At 45.7% G+C, this 23,299-nt stretch carries 18 protein-coding genes; 15 read left to right on the forward strand and 3 right to left on the reverse strand.

The genetic code is table 11. The features are described 5' to 3' along the window. The first annotated feature begins 2 nt into the window (after window positions 1–2). Complete coding sequence (locus L1D37_RS12360) at window positions 3–878, forward strand: NAD(P)-dependent oxidoreductase (RefSeq protein ID WP_239848066.1); 876 nt, start codon at window positions 3–5, stop codon at window positions 876–878. Window positions 879–1,034: 156 nt separating this feature from the next. Here L1D37_RS12360 and L1D37_RS12365 read toward each other — a convergent pair whose 3' ends face one another. Further along, a complete protein-coding gene (locus L1D37_RS12365) occupies window positions 1,035–1,916 on the reverse strand; it encodes a LysR family transcriptional regulator (RefSeq protein WP_239848067.1) in 882 nt (293 codons plus the stop codon). Between the two features lie 116 nt (window positions 1,917–2,032). Here L1D37_RS12365 and L1D37_RS12370 point away from each other — a divergent pair, with 116 nt between their 5' ends. From L1D37_RS12370 to rlmJ, 14 genes are all read left to right on the forward strand, one after another. Further along, window positions 2,033–3,010, forward strand: a complete 978-nt coding sequence (locus L1D37_RS12370) for a DUF1254 domain-containing protein (protein ID WP_239848068.1) — start codon at window positions 2,033–2,035, stop codon at window positions 3,008–3,010. A 244-nt stretch (window positions 3,011–3,254) separates the two neighbouring features. Then, window positions 3,255–3,929 carry a hypothetical protein gene (locus L1D37_RS12375; protein WP_239848069.1) on the forward strand — a complete coding sequence of 225 codons (675 nt, stop codon included), beginning with the start codon at window positions 3,255–3,257 and terminating at the stop codon, window positions 3,927–3,929. Window positions 3,930–4,015: 86 nt separating this feature from the next. After that, the gene (locus L1D37_RS12380; RefSeq protein ID WP_239848070.1) at window positions 4,016–4,714 is read left to right on the forward strand and encodes an ABC transporter ATP-binding protein; all 699 of its coding nucleotides are present in this window, start codon (window positions 4,016–4,018) and stop codon (window positions 4,712–4,714) included. Further along, window positions 4,702–5,991, forward strand: coding sequence for an FtsX-like permease family protein (locus L1D37_RS12385; RefSeq protein ID WP_239848071.1), 1,290 nt, complete (start codon window positions 4,702–4,704; stop codon window positions 5,989–5,991). The genes L1D37_RS12380 and L1D37_RS12385 overlap by 13 nt, the downstream gene beginning before the upstream one ends. After that, window positions 5,984–6,766: an outer membrane lipoprotein-sorting protein gene (locus L1D37_RS12390; protein WP_239848072.1), complete on the forward strand. Its 783-nt coding sequence runs from the start codon at window positions 5,984–5,986 to the stop codon at window positions 6,764–6,766. The genes L1D37_RS12385 and L1D37_RS12390 overlap by 8 nt, the downstream gene beginning before the upstream one ends. 9 nt (window positions 6,767–6,775) lie before the next feature. Next, window positions 6,776–8,068 carry a hypothetical protein gene (locus tag L1D37_RS12395; protein WP_239848073.1) on the forward strand — a complete coding sequence of 431 codons (1,293 nt, stop codon included), beginning with the start codon at window positions 6,776–6,778 and terminating at the stop codon, window positions 8,066–8,068. Then, the gene (locus tag L1D37_RS12400) at window positions 8,068–9,102 is read left to right on the forward strand and encodes a sensor histidine kinase (protein WP_239848074.1); all 1,035 of its coding nucleotides are present in this window, start codon (window positions 8,068–8,070) and stop codon (window positions 9,100–9,102) included. Before L1D37_RS12395 ends, L1D37_RS12400 begins: the two co-directional genes overlap by 1 nt. Window positions 9,103–9,175: 73 nt before the next feature. Further along, window positions 9,176–10,018: a response regulator transcription factor gene (locus L1D37_RS12405; RefSeq protein WP_239848075.1), complete on the forward strand. Its 843-nt coding sequence runs from the start codon at window positions 9,176–9,178 to the stop codon at window positions 10,016–10,018. A gap of 175 nt (window positions 10,019–10,193) precedes the next feature. Then, window positions 10,194–12,956, forward strand: a complete 2,763-nt coding sequence (locus L1D37_RS12410; RefSeq protein ID WP_239848076.1) for a M16 family metallopeptidase — start codon at window positions 10,194–10,196, stop codon at window positions 12,954–12,956. Window positions 12,957–13,340: 384 nt separating this feature from the next. Next, on the forward strand, window positions 13,341–16,115 hold the full coding sequence (locus tag L1D37_RS12415) for a M16 family metallopeptidase (protein WP_239848077.1): 2,775 nt from the start codon (window positions 13,341–13,343) through the stop codon (window positions 16,113–16,115). Between the two features lie 218 nt (window positions 16,116–16,333). Beyond that, window positions 16,334–16,834: a hypothetical protein gene (locus tag L1D37_RS12420; RefSeq protein ID WP_239848158.1), complete on the forward strand. Its 501-nt coding sequence runs from the start codon at window positions 16,334–16,336 to the stop codon at window positions 16,832–16,834. Between the two features lie 238 nt (window positions 16,835–17,072). Beyond that, window positions 17,073–18,872: a protein translocase subunit SecD gene (gene secD / locus L1D37_RS12425; RefSeq protein WP_176679036.1), complete on the forward strand. Its 1,800-nt coding sequence runs from the start codon at window positions 17,073–17,075 to the stop codon at window positions 18,870–18,872. Between the two features lie 2 nt (window positions 18,873–18,874). After that, window positions 18,875–19,816, forward strand: coding sequence for a protein translocase subunit SecF (gene secF / locus L1D37_RS12430; protein WP_048660573.1), 942 nt, complete (start codon window positions 18,875–18,877; stop codon window positions 19,814–19,816). A gap of 201 nt (window positions 19,817–20,017) precedes the next feature. Further along, window positions 20,018–20,884 (forward strand): 23S rRNA (adenine(2030)-N(6))-methyltransferase RlmJ, encoded by an 867-nt coding sequence (gene rlmJ, locus L1D37_RS12435; protein ID WP_057622728.1) that lies wholly within the window; start codon window positions 20,018–20,020, stop codon window positions 20,882–20,884. Between the two features lie 270 nt (window positions 20,885–21,154). On the opposite strand, the gene L1D37_RS12440 is transcribed toward rlmJ, so the two are convergent. Beyond that, a complete protein-coding gene (locus L1D37_RS12440) occupies window positions 21,155–21,976 on the reverse strand; it encodes an HNH endonuclease signature motif containing protein (protein ID WP_239848078.1) in 822 nt (273 codons plus the stop codon). Between the two features lie 208 nt (window positions 21,977–22,184). Then, on the reverse strand, window positions 22,185–23,273 hold the full coding sequence (locus L1D37_RS12445; protein ID WP_239848079.1) for an alkene reductase: 1,089 nt from the start codon (window positions 23,271–23,273) through the stop codon (window positions 22,185–22,187). Window positions 23,274–23,299 lie beyond the last annotated feature (26 nt).

A 23,299-nucleotide genomic window follows, 5' to 3' on the forward strand; every position in this document is an offset into this window, starting at 1 on the left:
AAATGAAAGTAAGTTTTATCGGGCTAGGCGTAATGGGTTTCCCAATGGCAGGCCACCTAGTCAAAGCCGGTTTTGAGGTAACGGTATTTAACCGCACTCATAGCAAAGCATTAGACTGGGCTGATAAACACCAAGGTAAAGCCGCTGAGAGCGTGGCTGAGTGTGTCGCAGAAGCTGACGTAGTATTGGTTTGTGTAGGCAACGATGACGACGTGCGCAGCATGACAACCAGCGAAACAGGCGCACTGGCGGCAATGAAGCCAAACGCGATTCTTGTTGACCACACAACAACGTCTGCAATCCTGTCTGAAGAGCTTGAAGTCGCTGCGAAGGAAGAAGGTGTTCGCTTCATGGATGCACCAGTGTCTGGTGGTCAAGCGGGCGCAGAAAACGGCGTGTTAACTATCATGTGTGGTGGTGAGCAAGAGCTATTCAACGACCTTCAACCTGTATTTGAAGCTTACGGTAAATCGTCAGTTCTAATGGGTAAAGTCGGCCAAGGCCAACGCGCGAAAATGGTGAACCAGATCTGCATCGCGGGTGTATTGAACGGCTTATCTGAGGGCTTGGTACTGGCTGAAAAATCAGGTTTGGATATCCCAACTCTGGTTGATTGCCTTAAAAACGGCGCAGCAGGTTCATGGCAGATGGAAAACCGCGCCACGACAATGGCGCAAGACAAGTTCGATTTCGGCTTCGCAATTGATTGGATGATCAAAGACTTAGGTTTCTGCCTAGATGAAGCAGAACGCCAAGGCATCCAACTTCCGTTGACTGAAAAGACTAACAACGCTTACAAGGCATTGTCTGCTGAAGGACAAGGCCGCATGGATACATCAGTACTGATGAAAGCTGTCGTTGAAGAGACGAAGCAGTAGAAGAGAGAAAGAAGTAGCAAGACAGAAGTAATAGAAGTAATTGAAGCTTCGTTTAGATAACTAAAAATAGCCGCTGATTAGCGGCTATTTTTGTTTGCATGAAACGATAACAAGCCTTTTTAACTCGTTTCAGACACTAACTATCTAGATTAAAACCTATATAGATTGAAGCATGACCCTTTTAATCACGTCATGAACGGCAAGGTTTAGAGGGCTTTGGCGATCGACAAGACGCATGCAGGACACAAGATTTAGATCAATCCTAAGCTCTTTGGGTGGTTCTATGGTGTTAAGCGAAGCGTCCTTCCAACTATCGCTTAATACGCAGGCGTGGTCACCTTGCTCTAGAATTTGCCTCGCCACTGAAAAATTGTCCACCGTGATACTGATGTGGGGATCAATACCACTACCTCTCAACATTTCTAAATATCGGTAACGTTCTTCATTCCAACCTTGGCTTCGGATCTTGATAAAAGGCAACCGCAACGCCTCTTCCCATGTTAGCCGCCCCAATGATTTTGATACGGCAATCACCAATTGGTCGGCCATGATGCGTTTCTGGAAGATATTCGAACTACGGTCTTCATTTAGAAAATGCACACCTAAGGTGATATCACCGTCTTCTAATTTTTGTTCTGTATCCGATGTCCAAGTTTTCAGCTCTATTTGTGCTTTGGGAAATGTTTTCGAGAGCTCCCTAAATAAACTAACACCTGAAAACTCGAGTGTGTAAGCGAAGAAAGCAAGGGTAATTGGCCCTTCATAGGTGGCAGGATCGAATGTCATTGGTGAGGTGGCGGAGTGCATCAAGGACAAGGCTTGTTCAATCTTGGGCAAAATAGATTTGCTGTAGTGCGTTGGTCTCAGCCCTTCTGTGGTGCGCTCGAAAAGTGGGTGTCCTAATTGCTCTCTTAGCTTGGTCATTTGTTTGCTGACGGCGCTTTCGGAGATCCCCAGTTTCATCCCAGCCCTTTTAAGGCTATTCGACTGACACAGCAATACAAAGGTACGCAGCAAGTTCAAGTCTGTACTTTCCATTTTGGCAAGTCCTATTTTCCACGCTTTCCATTTTGGAAGTATAAAGTGATCACTATCGGCAGAGCAAATAATACTCTTCCAAATGACATTCACTTTGAAATATAAAGGTCGCTACTATGAAAACATTATTTCCCCTTACTGCTGTCGCTTTATTCTCAACCAGCGTTATTGCAGCGCCAACCATTGTCACGGAAGATAATTTTGCTCAGGCATACACCAATATGCGTCTCGGCGCGGTAGTAGAGAAAGCGGGTGGTATCAATACATTCTTTGAGATGCCAGTACCAAGCAGCGTTCCAGAAGAGCAGTTTGTTGTGCGAATGAATCGAGACACCTTTTACTCCGTTTCTGTCATCGATATGTCGAACGATGATGTCTACGTGACGGTTCCAGAAACTGACCAATATGTGTCATTGCAAGTAGTCGATGAAAACCACGAGACGCAACCAATGATCTACGGTTCGGGTCGTCATAAAATCAGTGCAAAAACCGATCACGCATTTGTGATTGTCCGTGCGCTTGAAGATGATGCGCGCCGTAATCTGAAGATTGAAACAGGCAGTGAGAAACCGTTTGAAGTAAAAGAGTGGGACATGGCGTCATTCAAGGCCACGGATAAAGCTGGCAACATCGATTTCAGTGATGGATATGACCAATCCAAAGCGTTTGGTAACAAAGAAAGCGGCCAAACTGACTATATGAATTACGTTGGCGCAGCTGGCGGTTGGGGTGGTGCAATGGTTGAAGACAACATCTATCAAACCAGCCAGTACTTCGATGCGAATGCATGTTACGAGACGACTTTCAAAGATCCGAAGGCAGGCTCATTCTGGTCGGCGACCGTATATAACGCTGATGGACGCATGTTCAACGACAAGGCCAATATTTCGAGTGAAATGGCACCCGTGATGAACAGCGATGGAACCTACACTCTCCGTTTCGGATGTGAAGGTCAGCCAAACAACATTCCAACTATGAACGGTAATAACACGGGTAAATTTAATGTTCTGATGCGCCACTACAACCCGAGCGAACCAGTGAGCAAAGGCGAGAAAGGTTACAACCCAGCGACGATGATTAAGAAAGTAGGTTAATTTAAGTTGTCAAATTAATGCTACTAAAAGTAGTTAACTAGCGAATCCATTAAAAGCGACGTGATACTGAGTAAGCAAAGGTGCTTCGAAGGTATCGCGGGCTTTTTTTTTCCACTTCTGTTCTACCACTCACGACCCAACTAAACCATTCACTCCTTACTATTACCATTCGTCGCATTGATAAAACTGCATGACAAATTCTAGTTAACCTTTCAACGTCAATATTTGAAAGGGATTAGAAATCATGACTACTGTAAACACGACTTACTCACTTATTTCTCAATTTAAGCGCTCATTTTTGATTGGGCTTGTTTCAATCGCTTCTACGTTAGCTTTGGCTAACCCAAGCTCAGACGTGCTCGATATCTACAACCAAGCCGCGCAAGGCAATGAAGACATGGTTGAGGTGGCTTATGAACGCCTTAACGACACGCTGCAACAAGACGGCGCGACGCCACTGACTTTGGTTTATCTAGGAAGCACAGAAACCCTGATGGGCCGTGATGCATTCTTGCCTTGGAACAAGATGAAGTATGTAGAAAAGGGCTTATCGACCATTGATAAATCATTGGTGCTGCTGAAAGACGAAGACCAACCCATTCATGAACAACCTCGTGTTCAAGGGTTACCAGATTCTTACCTGACTCGCGCTATGGCTGCGGTGACTTACACCTCACTTCCAGACATGTTTAACCACTTTGATCGCGGTTACGACCTGTTCCTCTCGCTACTGGCTGAAGATGCTTTCCAGCAACAGCATTTCGCTGCGACATCGTGGATTTACCGTTATGCGATTGAGGCATCGATTCGTGCTGAAGACCTAAAACAAGCACAAGCTTGGTTAGAACAAATGGAAACAGCCGATGCTGGCAACATCGAAACTATGACTGCGAAGGCCCTAATAGCGAAAGCCAAGTAACAGTTGCGAATGCTAAATAATGGACGCGGAAGCTAAATAGTAGCTGCGAACGCTTAAGAATGGATTGGTAATCGGAGGACAACGGGATGATTGAATTTAAAGGTATCGGCAAATCGTATCTCACTGGCGGTCAAAGTGTAGATGCGCTCAAGGGCGTCGATGGCCAAATCAAACGCGGTGAAATGGTGGCGTTGTGTGGCCCGTCGGGATCAGGGAAAAGCACGCTTTTGAACATTCTTGGTTTGTTGGATATGGACTTTCAGGGCGAGATAGACATTGATGGCAAAGCGTATCCAACAGAGCAGATCGTTGCTGCGCGTTTTCGTCGCCAGTCGTTGGGTTTTGTATTTCAGCGCTTCAATCTAGTTCCTGTAATGACTGCGCTTGAGAACGTCGCTTATCCATTGATGTTGAACCAATGCACGAAACAAGAACAGCAGACCAGAGCGCAAGAGATGTTAGAGCGTGTTGGGCTAGGAGATTACGTTCATCACCGTCCAGATAACCTTTCAGGTGGTCAGCAGCAACGTGTCGCAATAGCCAGAGCGTTAATCCACAACCCAAGCCTAGTGATTGCTGATGAGCCGACCGCGAGCTTAGACAGCCACACTGCCAACCTTGTGATCGACATTATGAAAGAGCTCGGTCATGAGATGGGCACCACCTTTATCGTCGCAACGCACGACCCAAGAATGGCGCAGCGTTGTGATCGAGTGATTGAACTTATCGACGGACAACTGGCACCACAAGCCGAAGCAATGGAGGTTATCTCATGGGCAAGTTAACGCAAGGCTTTAGTTCCGTTTTACTTCCAACTTCGGTGCGTTTGGCGTGGCTCAATCTATTGAGAAATGGTCGACGTAGTCTGCTTTCGGTGTTGATCATCGCGATTGCTGTGTTTGCGCTGACTAGTGCGGGCGGTTATGGGCTGTACACCTACGAATCCTTGAGAGAATCAACCGCGCGCGATACGGGCCATCTTACTCTGAGCACGCCGGGTTATTTTGAACAAGACGAAGATATGCCGCTGAGCAATGGTCTGGATAACGTCCAAGCGCTCACCAAGAGCATTATTGGTGACAGCGACGTACGTGGTGTGCAGCCACGAGTTTACTTTAGCGGTTTGGTGTCTAACGGAAGCAAGTCGACCATCTTTATGGGAACAGGCGTTAATGAGCGTGAGTTCGACATGAAAGGGCCGTTTCTTGATGTGCGCAACGGTCAAACCCTCTCGGATGTGAAATCACCAAGATACGACAGCCAAGAGCCACAAGTGATGCTCGGAACCGATCTTGCTCGTAACCTTAAAGTGGCCGTTGGTGATTGGGTCACATTGCTTGCGACCACCAGTGATGGCGCATTGAATGCCTTTGATTTTAAGGTGCAGGGCATTTACTCGACTGGCGTGCCTGAGTTGGACAAACGTCAGTTGTACGTGCACATCACCACCGCACAAGAGCTTTTAGCGTCAGACAAAGTAAGTACCTTATCGGTATTTCTTTTTGAAACCAGCAAGACATCGACCGTGCAGCAACGCATTGAGGTGTTACTGAATAGACAAAACGTACAACAAGATTCCGAAATAGAGATCACCCCATGGCAAGATCGCGCGTTCTTCTACACCAAGGTTAAAGACCTTTACGACCGTATCTTCGGCATCATGGGCGCAGTGATGGCATTGGTGGTGTTCGTGTCGCTGTTCAATACCATGACCATGTCAGTCACAGAGCGTACTCGTGAAATTGGCACCTTGTCGGCACTCGGCAGTTACCCCTCTGAAATCGTCGCAGGCTTCTTAAAAGAGGCAGGGTTACTGGCGGTGATTGGCAGTGCGATAGGCGCGCTTGTGAGTGGCTTAGTGTCGGTGTTATTGCTGGTGGTTGATATACAAATGCCACCACCTCCGGGTCGAACAGAAGGTTATCCACTCAACATTTACTTCTCATTAGAATTGGTTGGTTACGCCACTTTAGGTGTGCTGACGATATGTTTGCTGGCTGCTTATTTCTCTGCTCGTAAAGGCGTGAATAAGCCAATCACGGAGGCGCTGGTTTATGTGTAAATTAACTCGTTCATTCACTATTTTAGGTTCTGCGTTGGCTTTGGTTCTAGCATCGGCACCAAGTTGGGCTGTCGATTCACAACAAGTCACCGAGATGATTGCTAAAGCAGACAGCTACCGCTTGAACAGTGCACAAGCGTCAAAGGTGGTCTCTTTAGTCGCGTTATATCAAGACGAACAACTGGATAAAACCCGTGAGTACAACGTCTATACAAGACCAAACCGAGAGTCATTGGTCGTGTTCAAGTCTGCTGTTGAAGCAGGTCAAAAGATGTTGATGATTGAAGATAACTACTGGCTACTGATGCCGAAGTCTCGCCGTCCGATTCGTATCACCCCGATGCAAAAACTATTGGGTGAAGCTTCAGTTGGGGATATTTCGACGCTCACTTGGAGCGAAGATTATCAAGGCAAGTGGGTTGCCGAACAACAGGTTGAGATGCCGACTAGCGAGACACTTGATACCCATCACCTAAAGCTAACTGCGAAAACCAAAGGCGCGAGCTATCAATCCATCGATCTGTGGTTAACGGCAGATCGCGCATTTCCAGTTAAAGCGGATTTGTACCTGCGTTCAGGAAAGTTAGCCAAGCAAGCGTGGTTTACTGAAGGCGTGCGAGATGGCTTACCAACAGTGGTGTCGATGACCTTGCTCGATAAGATTCAGCCAAGTAAAAAAACCGTGATTGAGTACCGCGAAGTGATTGAACAAGCCTTGGAAGATAAGTATTACAACCCTGCTTACTTATCGCGTAATAGCGTGTCTGGGCTGTAGGTGGTTGCTATGAAAGCTTCTAGCCGTCGATTCCACATCAAGTCTTCAATCGCTACCTTGCTTGCATTGTCTTGTATGAGTAACACGACTCAAGCGGACGATCTGAGCCTAGCGTGGGACTGGCAACTGAGTGCAGAAGCCGTTGAATCGAGAGAGTCGCCATTCAGCCCTTTAGCGTCTGATAATCGTCAGTCTTTAAATGGCTTGCTGGATCTAGAGGTTGGATATAACAATTGGCTTGGTCTGTTTGCAGTGAAAGCCAACGACATTTTGAGCAATAACCCTCAAGGGCAAGAGGCGAGCTTTGAATCCGAATTCATCGTGCGCGAGTTGTTTTGGCAAGGTGGTGTTGAACTGTCTAATTCTATAATCGGTGACCACTACCTCGATGTCACGCTCGGCAAGGTGCGCCTCGATTGGGGCGTGGGCTATGGCTACCGACCACTAGACATCATCAAGCCTTACCGACAAAACCCAGTAGGCATTGTCGCAGAAGAGGGCGCGGGTGTGGCGTCGGCGTCACTGTTCGATATGACGGGCGAATGGACACTGCTTTACAGCGATTCCTCGTGGACTTCCCAAGACGTGAATGAGTTCGAAAAGCAAAACCAACAACAAGGTGTGGGTTTACGTCGTTACAACCTGATTGGCGACCACGAGTATCAATGGGTCGCCTATTACGACGATGTGCGCCACGGCTTGTTTGGAGCGAGCTTGGTTTCGGTATTAAACCTCGCATGGGAGTTTCATGGTTCGATGGTTTATCAGCGACAAAGCCTTGGTTACAGCCAGCCTGATTCCTTGCTGAAACCTGTTTATTTAGAAGAACAGGGCGAGACCTATCAAGCGTTAGCCGGATTAACATGGGCGAATGATACTGGACACAATGTGGTGCTGGAATATTGGTTTGATAGCCGCGCTTGGAGCAATTCTGAGTGGCAAAGCGCAATAGAAAGTGCAGAGTCTTTGTCGGTGAATCCGATGACAGCTTCATTGGCTGGTTCTTATGCGCAAGGCTATCAGCACGCTAATTTGGTCCAACACAACATCATGTTTCACTGGTCTTTGGATTCGACACATGGCTGGCTTGAAGATATCACGCCAACATTTGATGTGATGTTGTCTCCACAAGACGGTGGTTTTATTGCGACTCAGTGGCTCAACTATCAGGCGTTAGATAATGGCGATTCATCGTTGGAATTGGAACTTGCTGCACGCTTTCTAGGCGGTAAAAGTGATTCTGCTTACGCCAACTTACCCGATAGTCATATGATTCTTATAAATATCAAAGGACGATTTTAATGAACACTTCTTCAAACAGTCGGTTTTCATGGATTAAAAGCTTCGCGTTCACCACGCTATTTTGTGTTCTTATTGCGATTACAACCCATACGATTTGGGGCGGAGGATTAACGGTTAACCTAGCAATCAGTTTTGGCTTTGGTTATAGCGCCGTGGGTTCCTCTTTCATCTTGGTGAAGTTGTTTAAGAGAACATCCAGAAGGCTTGAAGTGGCTATATCAATGGTGGTCGCGATGACCTTCGGTACTATGAATGCGCACTATTGGTTAAACGGGTATTTCGGATCCAATATCTCTGATCTTAAATCTGTGGTGTTGTTAGGCGTTATCTTCTGCTCGGTTTGCTATTACTACTTCTACTCAAGAGAGAAGCAGCTGCGTGCCGACAACGAATTAGAAGTGGCCAAGCGCCGTCAGGCCGATCAAGATAAGGTGGTGGTACTCAGTCAACTTAAGCAGCTGCAAAGCCAAATCGAACCGCACTTCCTATTTAATACGCTGGCGACCATTAATGTGTTGATTGAGAGCGACAGTGCGAAAGCCAAGCTGATGCTCGAAAAGCTGACTGATTTGCTGCGTGTGACTCTGAAGAACAGCCGCACTGAGCAATCGACCATCGCACAAGAGGTCGACTTGTTAGATGCTTATCTTAATATTCAGAAAATACGCTTAGATGAGCGCTTAGCGTTCTCGATTGAGACGCACGACATTAGCGATCAGCAAGTGATTCCGCCCTTTTTGATTCAACCTTTGGTTGAGAATGCGCTCACACACGGTATTGAGCCAAAAGCTGCAGGTGGCCAAGTGAATATCCGTATTACTCAACAAGCCGAGCACTTGAAGATTGAAGTGGCTGATAATGGCGCAGGGCTGAAAACGCCCTCGGTGAATACTGGCCATGGTGTTGGGTTAAGCAATATTCGTCAGCGAATCGACACCCTTTACGGTGATAAGGCGAGCCTTACGATCACCGAGCAAGCTGAAGGCGGTGTGATATCGACCATCTTGTTACCGCTGACTGATGCAGCAGCTTAGAAACTACAGATCATAAAGCACAGAACAGTGACAAAAAACAGACGATTTACAGTGTGAATTTAAAGGAATAATCATGAATAACCCTGCATCAAAGCCAAGTGTCACTGCGATTATCGCAGACGATGAAGCACTGTTAAGGCATCACCTAGACAAGAGTTTGGCTGAGGTTTGGCCGGAGCTAGAGATCGTCGCTAAGGCACAAAACGGGCTAGAGGCGATGCAGGGTATTCAGCAACTTGAGCCTGATGTGGTTTTTCTTGATATTCGAATGCCAGAGCTCGATGGTATCTCGTTAGCGAAAAAACTGAACAAGTTAGCTTCGCCGCCATTGGTGGTTTTCATTACGGCTTATGATGAATATGCGGTTAAAGCCTTTGAGCACAATGCGATGGATTATTTGCTAAAACCAATCAATGAAGAGCGTTTACTTGCCACATGTCAGAAGGTTCAAACACGCTTGTCGACCAGTCAAGCGCAATCAGATAGCGCGCCAGTACAGCCTGATATCGCGGCATTAATGAATCAGCTTCAACAGCTATCCCAGTCAACCTCGCAGCAACCTCCCTATCGACCGCAGCAAAAGCACCTCACATGGCTCAAAGCCAGTATCGGGGAAGACATTCACCTGATTGCCGTCGACGATGTGGCGTATTTCAAAGCTGAAGACAAGTACGTGTCTATATTTAAGAAGGACCAAGGGGGTTCATTAGAAGAGTTTATTCTTCGCGTTTCACTAAAAGAGTTGATAGCGCAGCTTAACCCGGATGAGTTTTGGCAGATCCACCGCTCAGTGGTGGTGAAAGTATCTGCGATAGATAAGGTTAAGAAAGGCCTTTCTGGTCAGATGTCGGCGTATGTGTCAGGCGAGAAATTACCGATCAGCCGCGCCTCGCAAGCTCTGTTTAAGGGTATGTAGAGAGCGATAAAAAGGCGCTACATATCGGATTTATAATTAATTCATGTAATTTATAAATTAAACATTTTCATACTTATATCGAGTGACTCTAAAATTTTAGTCGTTTGATTTAATGGCGAATTATTACACTTTGGCGATCGGATATATTGGAGTAAAGCCCTTCAAAGAGATCGTTATGAAAGCATACTATTTAGTCGTCGTATTGAGCTCCACATTGCTAGGTTGCAGCTCTACTCCTCAGCAACAAACGTTATTGAAATCCGATCCGTATTGGGTCACCGGTGAATTAGATAACGGCTTAACCTACCACGTTTACCCTGACCGAGAACAACCAGTATCGGTACGCTTACTTGTGCATGCCGGCTCTTTCCAAGAGAGCGAACAACAAAAAGGTTATGCCCATTTTGTTGAACATATGGCGTTTAATGGCAGCAAAAATTTTTCAGGGAATGATGTAGTAGAGTTGTTTGAGCAATCTGGTGCTAGCTTTGGCGCCGACTTAAATGCTTATACCTCTTATCAAGAAACCCTCTATAAGTTAGATCTGCCCGATAACAAGAATCTAGATAAAGCGTTGGCTTGGTTTAGAGATATTGGCGATGGTTTACTGCTGTCTGAAGATGAAATCGAAAAAGAGAAAGGTGTGATATTAGGGGAATTTCGACACACACGCGTTGAAGATAAACCGCTCTCATTTAAGTTCTACGATCATATGATGGAAGGCACGAATTACCAAACCAACGATCCAATTGGCAATAAAGAATCCGTTTCTAATGCGAATGTTCAAGAATTAAAAAACTATTATCAAACCTGGTATCAACCTCAGTTAACCGAGGTGATTGTCTCTGGGGATATTACCTTGGCAGAAGTGATCCCTTTGATTGAAGAAACCTTCTATGACTGGCAAAGAGGCACAACACCGGTTCCCGTGAAGAACACATCAGCGGATTACAATACTCAAGATTTTGTGGCGTATGGATCTGGGGTCGAGCCTCCGAGCATCGGGATAGTGATTGATCGTGGGCAAAGAGTGACACGCAGCCATGAGCAACAACATCAACTTTGGCTAGATGATATTGCTCAGCAACTTATCCAACAAAGGTTGAATTCAGATTTTGTTGACGCTGCGTTGCCAGTGCAATGGGTTGCTTCGATTCCCTATTTCTTAGAGTACCAAAGGTATTCTATTACTACGGTTGGCTTTCCTGTCGATAGTCGAGAGCAAAGCCAGCAGCAGTTTATTTCTACTCTTGCCTCATTGCGTGATCATGGTGTGAGCGAATATGAGTTTACGAGTGTGATACAGCAATACCAAGCCAACCTTGATGACATTAAGTCTAACTGGGAGAGAATGAACGCAGTGGCTCATGCTGACGGTAAGTCGACAGCACTGGTGATTAACCAGACGGTTCAATCACAGCTTGACTATAAGTCGAGTTTGAAAGAGTTTCTTGCGAGTACTGATCTGGAGGCCGTAAATGATAATTTAGATGATTTACTTTCTAGCCCTTATATTTTGGGATTAGGTTTATCTTCTAAAGAAGACTTGCAGGCAATGAATAACGAGCTAAAAGATGTCAGAAAAGCCTATAAAAAGACAGGTAACAGACCATTGCTCGTTACTGCAAGCTCCGCGTTTAGTGTGCCTGCGTCTCAAGGCGAAATTGTAAAACAAGTTCAGGTGAGTGACGATCCTAATTTGAAGCAGTGGACATTAAGCAACGGCATTGAAGTTTTGTATCTCCGTAACTCTGAGGCTGGTAATAGTGTTGGGGTTTACTATGCCAGTGAGGGCGGAAAAGCGGCGCTGGATCCTTCGCTGTTTCCTGCTGTAGAGATTGCGCTGCCCGCTTCGGTTCGTAGTGGTGTTGGTAAATTTAGTGGTTCGGAGTTAACCGCTCACTTGAGACGCAAAGACATTGAAATCTATCCCTTCATCAACTTTACTCATCATGGTTTAGAAATAAGTGCCAAGAAAAAGACGCTTGCAGAAGGTTTAGCTGCGCTGCACACCATTGTAACTGAACCTAAAATAGACAGTGATCAGCTTGAGGCTGTGAAGTCTGAATTTGCTCAAGACCGTACAGCATATTTAGAAACTCCAGTTGGTCAGTTTATTCAGATGGTTAATCGCAATAGCTATCAAAAAAGCAGCCGTCACCTGATGCTTGAAAGTGACGATATTAAGGCTGTCACGTCGCAAGATATATTAGATGTGCATCATCAACTCTTCCAAAAGTTAAGAGACAACACATTGGTTATTGTTGCTGATATTAATCCAGCTGAAATTAAGCCTCTTGTGCGTCAATACGTTGCTTCATTGCCATTAGAAGCCGCTGTGTCTCCTGATTATCAGGTGGCTTATAGTCCTGATTCGAAAGAACGAATGGATATATCCGTCAATAATGAAGACAGCAGTCAGTATTTATTGCGTGTGATTTCTCAGCAAGCTCGGGATCAAACCGCAAAAGATGTGTTTATGGACGATATGCTTCAGCGCGTGTTGTCGAGCCGTTTAACGGCTTATGTTCGTGAAGAGTTAGGTTTGGATTATGCACCTTATGTGTACTCGGTCGCACAAGACAGTGAGCCGAGTTATGACTGGTTAATCGGCTCTTTAACGGCTCCAGAAAACTCAGATAAAATTGAACAGGCAATTGATAAGGTCATTGCTGAAGCTGCAAAAGGGATTTCTGAAGATGAGACTCGGACGGCCGCTAAGCAGCTTGTAGCGGACCTTACTCCACTTAAATATAAGCCTACTGAACAAGCTTGGTTTATTTCTCGTTATTTGATTCATGATTATGGCTTTGAGGCGTTGTTCGACCTGCAGGGGACTGCAGACTCCATTTCTAGTCAAGACATGACAGAGTATGCGAAAGAAATTTTTGGTGATAATAGCTATCAGCTGAAGAATTTGTTAAGCCCACAAGGTTAGGTCTAGTTAGGTGAGTGGTTTTTCTTGAAAGCCACTTCTACTCTTTATATATGGATTCACTTCCAAGCCGAATGTTCAAGCATTTGGCTTTTTTATTGCGCTGAATCTTTACGAGGTTTGGTAGAGCTACCCATCAGCCGCGCTTCGCAAGCCCTGTTTAAAGGTATGTAGAGTCTCACTTAAGGTATTCAGCAAGCGTGTTTAAATGGATTTCATAAGCTCGTATTAAAGTGCTACTTCAAGTGAATATAAGTAATCTTACATATCGCATGGTGATTTATAAAATCAAGATCAGGATCACAAAGATATTCATCGGGTTAAATATTAAATAATAATCGTTAACTCAATCTGTATATTGTCGGTGAATGACATTAAGAGGTTGTTATGAAAACATATTATTTAGCGACGGCACTATGCCTAACTTTGGTTGGCTGTAGCTCAACATCAAAAACTACCGAAAACTTAATCCAACCGGATCCAGCGTGGAAGTCAGGTCAGCTGGAAAACGGTCTTACCTATCATGTTTATCCTGATCACGAAGAGTCTGTTTCTGTACGTTTGGTCGTACACGCTGGTTCGATTCAAGAGACTTCTCAACAGGAAGGTTATGCTCACTTTGTCGAGCACATGGCATTCAATGGCAGTAAAAACTTCTCTCAGAACGATGTGATTCGTCTGTTTGAAGACGCCGGTTCTAGCTTTGGTGCGGATATTAACGCCTACACCTCTTATGAAGAGACGGTATACCAGTTAGATTTGCCCGATAACATCGAACTGCAGTCTGCTTTGACGTGGATGCGTGATGTGGGTGACGGCCTAGACATCGCAAGCTCAGAAGTTGAAAAAGAGAAAGGCGTGATTCTGGGTGAGTTTCGCATGGCTCGTCTTGATGACAAGTCATTCGGAGAGGTATTTTATGACCACTTGATTGAAGGCGGTCCGTATGAATCTCAAGATGCATTGGGCTCGAAAACGTCGGTTGTAGAGGCAACACCGCAAGGCTTATCTGATTTCTATCAAACTTGGTATCAACCTCAAATCGCCGAGTTAGTCATTTCAGGTGATGTAGACATCAAAACCTTGATTCCATTGATTGAAGAGAAGTTTTCTAGCTGGGAACGTGGTGAAACACCAAGACCTGAAAAGCAGAACATGACCTCGTTCAATGAGGGGGATTATGTCGAATACGCAGGAAGAGAAGCGCCGAGTATCACACTGACGTTCAACCGCGGTTTAGATAGAGTTGAAACTCATGCTCAACAGCATCAACGTTGGTTAGATGAAACCGCGCAACAAATCATTCAACAGCGACTCGAAGCGGTATTCAACGATGCAGCGCTGCCGACTCAATGGGTAGCGTCTGATAACTACCGAATGGGCTCTCTGAATTATTCTTCAATCAGTGTTGGCTTCCCAGCAGGCGGTCGCGAGGTTATCCAACAAGAGATGCTTTCTACATTGGCATCACTGCGTGACTTTGGCGTGTCGAAAACGGATATCGTTGGCGAGCAGCACTACTACCAAGACTTGCTGGATGACATCGAGCATGACTGGGACAAAATGGACAGCGTTGATCACGCGAACTACAAAGCCAGTGCGCTTGTGACTGATCGAATCGTCCAATCTCAGAAAGACTATCAAGCTAGTTTAGAAACCTTCATTGCCAACCTAAACCTTGAGGCGATTAACGACAACATCAAAGACCTGCTTTCTGATGATTACTTCCTTGTTATCGGCTTGGACGATTCTGAAGATAGAGCGGCGATCATCGACTCGCTAGATGGTTTAAAAGCGACTTACAGCGAAACGGGAATACAGCCACTCGCGATTGCGACAGCGAATGCCTTTGCTGTACCAAGTTCGCAGGGCGAGGTTGTGCTTGCGGAACAAATGTCCGTCGACCCATACATCCAAAAGTGGACGTTAAGCAATGGTATCGACATGTGGTACCTGCGTGATTATGTGGCAGGTGATGATGTTGGTGTGATGTACATGAGTCTCGGCGGAAAAGCCGCTTTGGATTCAAACTTATACCCAGCGGTTGAGGTTGCGTTACCTACTTTCGCTCGAAGCGGTGTCGGTGAATTTACGGGCTCTGAGCTTTTAGCGTACTTGGATCGTGAAAATATTCGCGCCGATTCCTTCATTGGCAATACTCGTCATGGTATTGAATTTAATATTACTAAAGACGGCCTTGAAGACACGTTTGCTGCGCTTTATACCTTCATCATGGCTCCTAAAATTAACCCTGAGCAATTAGACGCGGTGAAGCAAGAGTTTGCACAGGGGCAAGAATCTTTCTTAGACAGTCCTGTTGGTCAGTTTGAACGAGCAATCAACCAGAACATCTATGGTCAGGACAGTGGTCACTTGTTTGTTGATAAAGAGCGTGTTGAAGCGGTTTCTGTGGAAGACATCGCTAATCTTCATCAGCAGTTGTTTGGTCAAATGAGACATAATCAATTGGTGGTCGTGGGTGACATCGACCCTAGTGTGTTGAAGCCTTTAGTTCAGAAATATCTAGCTTCGATTCCATTGGAAAAAGCGGTTGTCCCTGATTTTAAGGTGGCTTACAAGCAGCCATCAGAGTCACGCATTGATCTCGCCATCAACAATGTGAATAGCGCAGAGTACGTCTTACGGGTCATCTCAGAGCCAGCAACCGAAGCCGAACAAGGCGCAACGGCAAAAGATACCTTCACGGAAAGCTTGCTGGAACGCCTGTTAGCGACTCGTTTAGATACTTATATTCGTGAAGAGTTGAGCTTGGATTACTCGCCTTATACATATTCAGCGTCTGCAGACGGCGAGCTGAGTCATGAGTGGGTCATCGGTGCGATGATAGCGCCTGAAAACGTAGATGAAGTGGAAGTGGCGATCGATAAGGTGATTGCTGACCTTCTACAAGGTGTCTCTGAGGAAGAAATGCGAGCGGTAGTGAAACAGTTTGAAGCTGACTTCACACCGCTTGAAATGAGCTCTATCGACCAAGCGTGGTATGTGTCTCGTTATCTACTGCATGGTTACGATATCGAAGCTTTGTCTCAAGTTGAGGGTGTTGCGAGGTCGATCACTACGGAAGATATGAATGCGTTAGTGCAACGCATCTTTGGTGGCAATAGCCGTAAGGTTAAGAACATCATGCGTCCTAAACTATAATAATTACAATTGCTTAATTAATGCATTGTTTAAAGCCAAGCCTTGTTGCTTGGCTTTTTCTTTTCTTTAGAACGATGATGCTTAATCGGTTGCATCGTATCATTTTCTAAAAAAATGTTTTAAATCAAGACAGCGTTTCATTTGTATTGTAGATTGACGATCTACGAGAATGTTGTTTGGATATTAGATTGCTTAAACTGGGTACCCGATTAGTCTTAATGTTGTTTTTACTGAGCTTTGGCTTAGTGAATTCTAACGGCTATTCGTTTCCTTCTAAGCCGTTTCAAATCGACTCTGCTCAACAGCAATCCTTCGCAAACAAACAGTCTTCTGCGGAAAAACAATCTTCTTCGGAAAAACAATGTAAGCAAGCCGCGGTTGATGATCCATCAGCCTATTTAGAGTGCGATAAAGTTCAGTTGGGCGCCGCGTCTGTCGGTGACAGTTCCAACTACCACGATACTGAATCGAGCCTTCAAGCGACCACTTACCGACGTATATTAACCAATGAGCAAGAAAGTGGGGCCGACCTAGAGCCTTCTTATCATCTGCTTATCGACTTTTCTCCTCCTTCTTTACTGGCCTCTCTGTTGGTCAACACACCTCTGTTGGATCAAAAACAGCACTGGACCAGTATTGTGAGTTCTCCGTCTTCCCGGCTTTCTGGGTGGAAAGAGGGCAACATACAATATTCCCACTTTCGAGATCTTCTTAGCTAATCGTTTGACCCCAAATTGGTCGTATCGATGGTCACTTGTGCCCGTTGAACTCGCCAGTTAATCAAATATAGCGACACATAATTTTAGCCTCACTATCGTTCAATCAGCTTGTTCTGGTTGCTGCTAGTCGTCGATCGTGTTCGCAAAACATTAGTTATACCAATCGTAGTAAATAACTGGACACCCTAGCTGGTTAAAATGCTCGAACATTTACTGTGATTGGTAAAAAGAAGAGATCTTGACTGTGAAAAAGCGCATTCCAAGAAAACAAATCAACCACTACGCAAAGTGGAAATACGTGGTGCTTATCGCCACTATCATCATCATGGTTCTGAGTGCTCTACCTTCTTGGTATGGCGAGAATGCTTCGGTTCAAATCAGCAATCGTTCTGAGCAAACTATCGATGCTACTCAGGTAACTCAATACCTTGCGAGTGAAGGCATCCAAGCCAAATCAGCCTTTCAAAAAGACAAACGCTTAGTAGTTATCCTAGAAGATGCCGAGCAACAAGCAAAAGCTAAAGAGGTGCTTAATGAGCGCCTACTAGACAACGCAACGGTTGCTCTAGCGATGGAGCCAGCAGCACCAAAATGGTTGACTGATATGGGCTTCGCACCGATTCAGCTAGGCCTTGATTTACGTGGCGGTGTGCAGTTCTTATTAGAAGTGGACATGGAGCCGGTTTACCACGCACAAGCGCAAGCTATGGTCGATGAGATCACCAGCCAAGTACGTTATGCCCGCGGTAAAGTGGTGAACAACCAAGTGGAATTCAATTTCCGCACTGACGCGGATTTCGAGAAAGCACAAAAGCTGATCCGTGAAGAGTTCCCGCAATGGCTACGTGATAGCTCAGACAAAAAGCTGACGCTAACGCAATCTGAAGATGAACAAAGAACGCTACGCAACCTAACGGTTCAACAAAACCTGCAAATCATGCGCAGTCGTATTGAAGAGCTAGGTATCACAGAAGCTTCAATTCAGCGCCAAGGTGAAAGCCGTATTCGTATCGAACTTCCGGGTGTACAAGACCCAGCAGCCGCGAAAGACGTGATTGGTGCGACGGCATCATTGGCGTTCTACTCTGTTTACGATAACGCGACGCGCAACACTCAAACGCTAAAAGATACCGATGGCAACCGTGTCGTTGTTGCTCGCAAAGCGGTACTGAGCGGCGAACACATTATCGATGCTCGTAGTGGCATTGGTGAGATGGGCAGCGCAGAAGTAAACATCACGCTGGATTCAGCGGGTGGTAAGAAAATGTCTGAGTTCTCTCGTCATAACATCGGCAAGCCAATGGCAACCGTGTACAGCGAGTACAGCCGTGACAGAGCCGGTAACAGCGAGAAAACCAGTGAAGTGATCAGTGTGGCGAACATCCAATCTCAATTGGGTAGCCGCTTTAGAATCACAGGTGCAGGCAGCATGGCTGAAGCACAAGAGCTGGCGCTATTGCTTCGTGCGGGTTCATTGACTGCGCCAGTGACCATCATTGAAGAGCGCACCATTGGCCCATCTCTGGGTGCTGAAAACGTTACGAACGGCTTTGCAGCTTTGGCTCTTGGCCTTGGTCTAACTCTCACGTTTATGGCGCTATGGTATCGCCGCCTTGGTTGGGTTGCGAACGCTGCATTGGTCGTCAACATGACCACACTATTTGGTTTGATTGCGATGCTTCCGGGTGCGGTATTAACCCTGCCAGGCATTGCGGGCTTGGTATTAACGGTCGGTATGGCGGTAGATACTAACGTACTTATCTTCGAGCGTATTCGAGACAAAATGAAAGAAGGGCGCAGCTTTGCAAGTGCCATCGACCGTGGCTTTGATAGCGCGTTCTCTTCAATCTTCGATGCCAACGTCACTACCATGATTGTTGCCGTGGCTCTGTACACCATTGGTAATGGACCGATTCAAGGGTTCGCACTAACCCTAGGTTTGGGTCTTCTAACCAGTATGTTTACAGGTATTTTTGCGTCACGCGCGATCATCAATTTGGCTTGGGGGCGTGACCAACGCCACGATGTAAGGATTTAAGCATGAGAACTTCAACAAAAGTGACTAATTCAGACCGCTATATTTCAGATAGCAATATGACTCGCCTTCGTAAGGTGATGTCTGTGATTTCTATCGTGCTGTTCATGAGCTCTGTAATGCTGGTGGCAGTAAAAGGTTTTAACTGGGGCTTGGACTTTACTGGCGGTGTGGTTGCCGAAGTTCAGCTTTCTGACCAAGTAACCAAAGACGATTTAAAAACAAAACTTGATGCCGCTTTCCAACAAGACGTGCAAGTTGTTGGCATGGCAGAACAAGACCGCTGGACACTGCGTTACAGCCAATTGACAGATGCACCACAGCCTAACCTAGTGGATGTTTTGTCATCGGTGAGCGACCAAGTGCAAGTGCTTAACAGCAGCGTGGTTGGTCCTCAAGTCGGTCAAGACATGGTTGACCAAGGTGGCTTGGCAGTATTGGTGTGTTTCCTAATGATCATGCTGTACCTGAGTGTACGATTTGAATGGCGTTTGGCACTGGGTGCACTTGCCGCAATCATCTATGACGTGACGCTTATCTTGGGATTGTTCGCCTTTACTCAGTTCGAATTCAACCTAACGGTATTAGCGGCGGTGTTAGCGATTTTGGGTTACTCACTCAATGACTCGATCATCATCGCCGACCGTGTTCGTGAGATGCTGCGTGGCAACCCTAACGGTGACACTGATAACTTGCTTAACGAGTCGGTGAAAGCGACTTTCTCGCGCACCATGGTGACATCAGGCACTACGCTAATCACGGTATCAGCGCTTTGGTTGCTTGGTGGCGCAGCACTGCAAGGATTCGCAATTGCATTGGTTGTCGGCATTGTCAGCGGTACGTGGTCTTCAGTTTCAGTCGGTATTACCCTGCCTAAACTGCTTGGCCTGCAGCCTTGTCACTACCAAGTAAAAGCACCTGTAGAAGTTGAGGGTGAGTACCCTTAAGGTGTTTCTTAGCTAACAGCACGAGCTGGTGATTAACCTCAGTAAAGCCCTTCGTTTGTAATAAGACGAAGGGCTTTATTTTTTATAAGAGTCAGACAGTTAGTCAAAAGAGAGGCTATTTCAAAAAACGATAGATTGAGCAGGAAAGCCCTCAGGATATGAAGTATGTTTATATGACGTCAGTAGAAATGAGGCAAGGGAATGGAATATCGACATCAATGTCATGTAGGCGACCACGGTGATGCACTCAAGCACCCAGTATTGAGTGCTCTGGTTCAGTCATTAATGCAGCAGCATTCACGCCTCAATGTTATCGACACACACTCAGGGACAGGGTGTTATGACCTAACAACCGCGCCAAGTAATCATGCGGGCGAATTTGCCGAAGGGGTTGGGTACTTATGGCGAAACAAGGCTTACCTTCCAGAGTCATTCGCGTCTTTTATGTCGGTGCTGGAATACTACAATCCTAATCAACTAATCACGCTGTATCCCGGCTCTGCAGCCATTACCTATCAACAAGGGCGTAGCCAAGACAGCTTTTATTTTTCAGATATTCAGCAAGATGAAGCCGACTTACTTCAAACCAATATTGAGAAGCTACAACGCGATCTAGATGTCTCAAGTAAGCTCACCATTACCGCCGGCGATGGGCTTAAAGCGTTACCTGATGATGTAGCTAAACATGATAACCATCACCTGATTGTTATCGACCCACCCTATGAAACCGATGCTGAATATCTCGCAGTGATTGACGCCTTGGTGAAGGCTTATCAGCAATCAGAGAAAGTCTCTGCGCTGATTTGGTATCCGCTCTACACCGATGACAAAAGCTCACTGATTTTGAACCACTGCGTGACAGCGGTGAAAGATGGTTTGCTTCCAAGTCCGATCAAGTCGGAATTGCGACTGCGCGATCCGAAGGGCGATGATCGCCTCATCGGCAGTGGTTTACTACTGTTTAATCCGCCACAAGGCATTGCTGGAAAGGTGGCTGACACGCTCGATTACTTACATAATCAACTCGCAACCAATGGTGAGGGTTATTGGCAAATGAGAAGTCTATAAATCTGATTTATATGGGATTTATGATTAATTTCTAGACTCTGTTCACTAAATCACTGTTATTTATGTGGTTTAAATTGACCAAACGCTAACTTTTATCGATTGATTAATTGCAGTGAATCATTTAAAAATAGAATATCAATGCGCACAAGTGCATAATGGTTCATAAGTTAAATAATTAGTCCCAGATTAATATCAGATTGTGGTTTACCCCCTAAACTGCATTAGGCTCGCACTAGTCATGCGAGCCTTTCTTTTGCCTGAAGGAAATGTTTACAACAGCTGTTCTTCAATCTTTAGTGCTTTCTTGATGAGTTTCGCATTGAAATCTGCAGCTTCCACGGAGTAGTGCGCTTTACGATGGCAAGTCGGACAGAGTGCAATCACGTTTTCAGGACAATCTGCACCACCATCCGCTAACCGTGTCAGGTGATGTACTTCTAGATAAGGACCTGACTTGGTCTCAAAAGGCGACGGCTTTCCACAGCCTTCACAAAGCCCGTTTGCCCTCTTTTTCGCGTAAAGCTTAATGGCTTCACTACGATATTTTACATGTGTAAGTTGTTCTTTTGTGTCAGTTTGAAGTGGCGTTGAAGCTAAAGCGATGTCTCGTAATTGCTTCAGAGATTTACTTTTGGTCGGCTTAGTAAGGTATGACATTTTTGGAGATTGAACTGAATCCCCAATACTTTGCGGGACGATATCTAAATGGAAAACTATTGCATCACGAAGTTGGTCGTTCTTATCGGGGCGTTGCTCAATGTGATGACAGATGTAATTACAAACACCGACGAATCTAACAAAACCAGTTGAGACAGATTCAAATAAAAGAATCTCTTTGAGGTTGTTTTGGTGCTCAAAGATGGCCAAGTTTCCTTTGACCATTTTCATGTCACCTTCTTGCCCTTCTCCTGTATATCGGAAAGTGCCGTCTGCACTAAAACCATCAGAGTAGCCAAACTCTTCGCCCGCATCGCTAGTGAAGATAAATACATACGGGTGAGCAGCTGGCGTAGCGATACCACCGTATTGCTGACCTTTGTAATGACCGTGTATCTCTGCACGTCGATTGTAAACCTGTCCTACATTGAACAATGGAGAGTCCTCATTTATCCGTTTGAATCGGAATTATTATTGATATTTTTGTAGTTTATGTTTTATTTAAAGTTTAAATATAACAGTGGTTTAAGTGAAAATATGCAAGTGGGTTCTTGGGTGTGAAAAGGTATCGGCTCAGTCACGTTTCTAGAGAGGCAAGCCTGCTGGACTCATGCAGGCTTGGTGTTTGTTTAATGCTTTGTCATTACAAAGCTGGATAATCGATGTAGCCTTTTTCGTTGCCGCCGAATAGGGTGGCGCCATCAAGTTCTGATAGTTCGCTGCCGTTTTGTAGGCGTGATACGAGGTCTGGATTTGCCACGAATGGGCGACCAAATGCGACGAGATCCGCGTAGCCTTTATTTAGCACTTCCTCGGCACGCTCTGGTGTGTAGCTGCCTGCGACGATGATGGTATTGGAAAACAACTCTCTCAGTTCGACTCGGAAGCTTTCAGGAATAACGGGTGCGTCATCCCAATCGGCTTCTGAAAGGTGTAGGTAAGCGATATCACGAGCTTGCAGTGCTTTTGAAGCTTCTAAAATCGTTGGCACGATGTCTGAGCAGTTCATGTCTTTGAAGGTGATGAACGGAGCCAAACGTACGCCCACTTTGTCCGCGCCAATCGCATCAATGACAGCATCTACTACTTCAATCAAAAAGCGAAGTCGGTTCTCACGGCTTCCGCCGTAGTTGTCGGTACGTTTGTTCGAGTTCGTTCTTAAAAACTGATCAATGAGGTAGCCATTGCCGCCGTGGATCTCGACACCATTAAACCCTGCCTCGATAGCTTTCTTCGCTGAGTTCGCAAAATCTTGAACGACGCGATCGATGTCTGCTTGGGTCATTTCTCTTGGCTGGATGCAATCCACCATATTGCCGTTGCCATTCTCATCAGAAATCCAAACCTGAGTTTCTATTGGAGCCAAAGCTGACGGTGCAATCGGCAGTTCACCCTTTTGAAAGGTTGGGTGAGACACGCGGCCGACATGCCATAGCTGGCAGAATATCGCAGCGCCTTGTTCTTTTGCGGCTGTGGTTACTGACTTCCAACCTTCAATTTGTGCATCGGTATAAACGCCGGGTGTGAATGAGTAGCCTTGAGAGTCGTCGGATATTTGTGTGGCTTCGGTGATGATTAAACCTGCACTGGCGCGTTGCTGGTAATAGGTTGCCATCATATCGTTTGGTACGTTTCCAGGTTGGCTAGTACGAGCGCGAGTCATGGGTGCCATAACGACGCGGTTTTGCAGTTCTAGGCCTTTGAGTTCTGATGTTTCGAATAATTTGTTCATTGTATCTACCTTGTTTTAATTCTGTG

It is taken from the genome of Vibrio sp. Isolate33, from assembly GCF_022397895.1.
GTDB classification, from domain to species: Bacteria; Pseudomonadota; Gammaproteobacteria; order Enterobacterales; family Vibrionaceae; genus Vibrio; species Vibrio pomeroyi.